At 70.6% G+C, this 3208-nt stretch carries 2 protein-coding genes; both read right to left on the bottom strand.

The genetic code is table 11. The features are described 5' to 3' along the window. Nucleotides 1–274: 274 nt before the first annotated feature. A complete protein-coding gene (gene ppdK, locus HUU95_RS11990; RefSeq protein ID WP_174280315.1) occupies nucleotides 275–2929 on the bottom strand; it encodes a pyruvate, phosphate dikinase in 2655 nt (884 codons plus the stop codon). 70 nt (nucleotides 2930–2999) lie between these two features. Then, a partial coding sequence (locus HUU95_RS11985; protein ID WP_217429833.1) for a DALR anticodon-binding domain-containing protein occupies nucleotides 3000–3208 on the bottom strand: 209 nt, incomplete at its 5' end.

Below are 3208 nucleotides of genomic sequence, written 5' to 3'. Positions count from 1 at the left end.
GATGGCGCCGGTGCGCGAGCCGGTCGCTCTTGACGCCGCGCGGCCGGCGGTGGCGCCGGGCGAGCGGCGCGGCTGGTTCGACTGGGACACGCGCCGGACCTGACCCGGCATCGTGCAGGACAGCGCCAGGACGACGAGGCATGCGTTCGGAGCCTGTCCCACTCAGGTTTTACACCCGTTCGTCCCGAGCGAAGTCGAGGGACCGACTTCGTACTACGTCTCGACGTTGCTCGACCCAAACGGGTCAAGGCTCAGTCTGAGCAGGCCCTAGGCGTCAGCCCTTCAGCGCCGCCTGCGCCGCCGCCAGCCGCGCGATCGGCACGCGGTACGGGCTGGCGGAGACGTAATCCAGCCCGACCTCCTGGCAGAAGGCGATGCTCGCCGGGTCGCCGCCATGCTCGCCGCAGATGCCGAGCTTGAGGCCGGGGCGCGTCGCGCGCCCGCGCTCGGCCGCGAGGCGGACCAGCTCGCCGACCCCCTCGACATCGATGCTGACGAACGGGTCGCGGGCATAGATGCCCTGCTCGACATAGGTGCCCAGGAATCGCGCCGCGTCGTCGCGGCTGACGCCCAGCGTCGTCTGGGTCAGGTCGTTGGTGCCGAAGGAGAAGAACTCGGCCCCGGCCGCGATCTCGCCCGCGCGCAGCGCCGCGCGCGGCAGCTCGATCATCGTGCCGACCAGATAGGTCAGCGTCCGGCCGCGCTCGGCGAAGACGGCGCGCGCCGCCTCGTCCACCACCACCTTCATCAGCTCCAGCTCGCGGCCGGTGGCGACGAGCGGGATCATCACCTCGGGCACCGGCGCTTCACCTCCGTCCGCGACGTCGCACGCAGCCTCGAAGATCGCGCGCGCCTGCATCGCGTAGATCTCGGGATAGGTGATGCCCAGCCGCACGCCGCGATGGCCCAGCATGGGATTGAACTCGTGCAGCTCGGCGGCGCGGCGGCGCAGTTGCTCGACGTCGATGCCCGACGCCCTGGCCACCTCGGCGAACTCGGCGTCGGCGTGCGGCAGGAACTCGTGCAGCGGCGGATCGAGCAGGCGGATGGTGACGGGCAGCCCCGCCATCGCCTCGAAGATGCCGACGAAGTCCGCGCGCTGTTCGGGCAGCAGCCGGTCGAGCGCGGCCTGGCGCCCGGCCTGGTCGGAGGCCAGGATCATCTGGCGCACCGCCGTGATCCGTTCCGCCTCGAAAAACATGTGCTCGGTGCGGCACAGGCCGATGCCCTCCGCGCCGAACTCGCGCGCGGCCTTGGCGTCGGCCGGGGTGTCGGCATTGGTGCGGACCTTCATCGTGCGCAGCTCGTCCGCCCAGCCCATCAGCACGCCGAAATCGCCCGACAGCTCCGGGCTGACGGTGGGCACCTCGCCCGCCATCACCTCGCCGGTGGCGCCGTCGATGGTGAGCAGGTCGCCCTCGCGGATCTCCCTCCCGACAACGCGCAGCACCTTGTCCTTGGCGCTGATCGCGAGACTGCCGGCGCCGGACACGCACGGTCGGCCCATGCCGCGCGCGACCACGGCGGCGTGGCTGGTCATGCCGCCGCGCGCCGTCAGGATGCCGCGCGCCGCGTGCATGCCGTGGATGTCCTCCGGGCTGGTCTCCGTGCGGATCAGGATCACCGCCTTGCCGTCGGCGGCCCAGGTCTCGGCGGTGTCGGCGTCGAACACCGCCTGTCCGCAGGCGGCGCCGGGCGAGGCGGGCAGGCCCTTGGCGATGACGTCGCGCGGCGCGTGCGGATCGAGCGTCGGGTGAAGCAGCTGGTCCAGGCTGGCGGGGTCGATCCGCTTGATCGCCTCCTCGCGGGTGATCAGCCCCTCGTTCGCCATATCCACCGCGATCTTGAGCGCGGCCTTGGCGGTGCGCTTGCCCGAGCGGGTCTGGAGCATCCAGAGCTTGGTCTTCTCGACCGTGAACTCGATGTCCTGCATGTCGCGGTAATGTTGTTCCAGCGTCTGGAAGACGTCGGCGAGTTGGCCATAGACCTCTGGCATCGCTTCTTCCATCGACGCCGGCCTCGCGCCCGCCTCCTCGCGCGCGGCGCGGGTGAGGTATTGCGGCGTGCGGATGCCGGCGACGACATCCTCGCCCTGCGCGTTGATCAGGAACTCGCCGTAATAGGCGTTGGCGCCCTTGGCGGGATCGCGGGTGAAGGCGACGCCGGTCGCCGACGTGTCTCCCATGTTGCCGAACACCATCGCCTGGACGTTGACGGCGGTGCCCCAGCCGGCGGGAATGTCGTGGAGCCGGCGATAGACCTTCGCCCGGTCCGACTGCCACGAACCGAACACCGCCGCCGTCGCGCCCCAGAGCTGGTCGTGCGGGTCCTGTGGAAAGGGCGCGCCCTGCCCTTCCTCGACCAGCGTCATGTAGCGCGCGACCAGCGCCTTGAGGTCGGCGGCGGTCAGCTCGGTATCGAGCGTATAGCCGCCATCCTCCTTGGCGATCTCCAGCGCTTCCTCGAACGCGTCGTGATCGAGCCCGAGCACGACATCGGCGTACATCTGGACGAAGCGGCGGTAGCTGTCCCACGCGAACCGCTCGTCGCCCGCCGCCCTGGCCAGCCCCTCGACCGTCGCATCGTTGAGGCCGAGATTGAGCACCGTGTCCATCATGCCGGGCATCGACACGCGCGCGCCGGAGCGGACGGAGACGAGCAGCGGGTTGGCGGGATCGCCGAACCTGTGGCCGGTGACCTGCTCGACATGGGCGAGGCCGTTGGCCACCTCCTCGCGCAACGCGTCGGGGAAGCGCTCGCCCTCGTCGTGCCAGCGCTGGCACATCGCGGTGCTGATCGTGAAGCCGGGGGGCACGGGCAGGCCAATCGAGGCCATCTCGGCCAGATTGGCGCCCTTGCCGCCCAGCGTCTCCTTGTCGCCGGCGATGCCGTCGGACACGCCGCCGCCGAACCGAAACACGTAGGTCATGTTGAAGTCCCCTGTGACAAGTTGACGTTCTTAATGCCCGAACGGGCAAGCTGGCCGGTACGCTTATAGGTCAGCCTTCGATTCGCGAGAAGTCGGCGACCGCGTGGACGGCGTCGCGCATGCGGGCGAGCAGCGCGAGGCGGGCCTGCCGTTTCGCGGGATCGGGGTCGTTCACCGTCACCTCCTCGAAGAACCGGTCGATCGGCGCCCGCAACGACGCGAGCGCCGCCATCGCCCCGGCGAAATCCTCCGCCGCGACCGCCCCGGCGGCGCGCGGCG

The organism is Sphingomonas bacterium (genome assembly GCF_903643065.1).
GTDB lineage: Bacteria > Pseudomonadota > Alphaproteobacteria > Sphingomonadales > Sphingomonadaceae > Sphingomonas.
The sequence above is the reverse complement of the archived record's forward strand: the minus strand, read 5'-3'. Positions and strand labels throughout refer to the sequence as shown.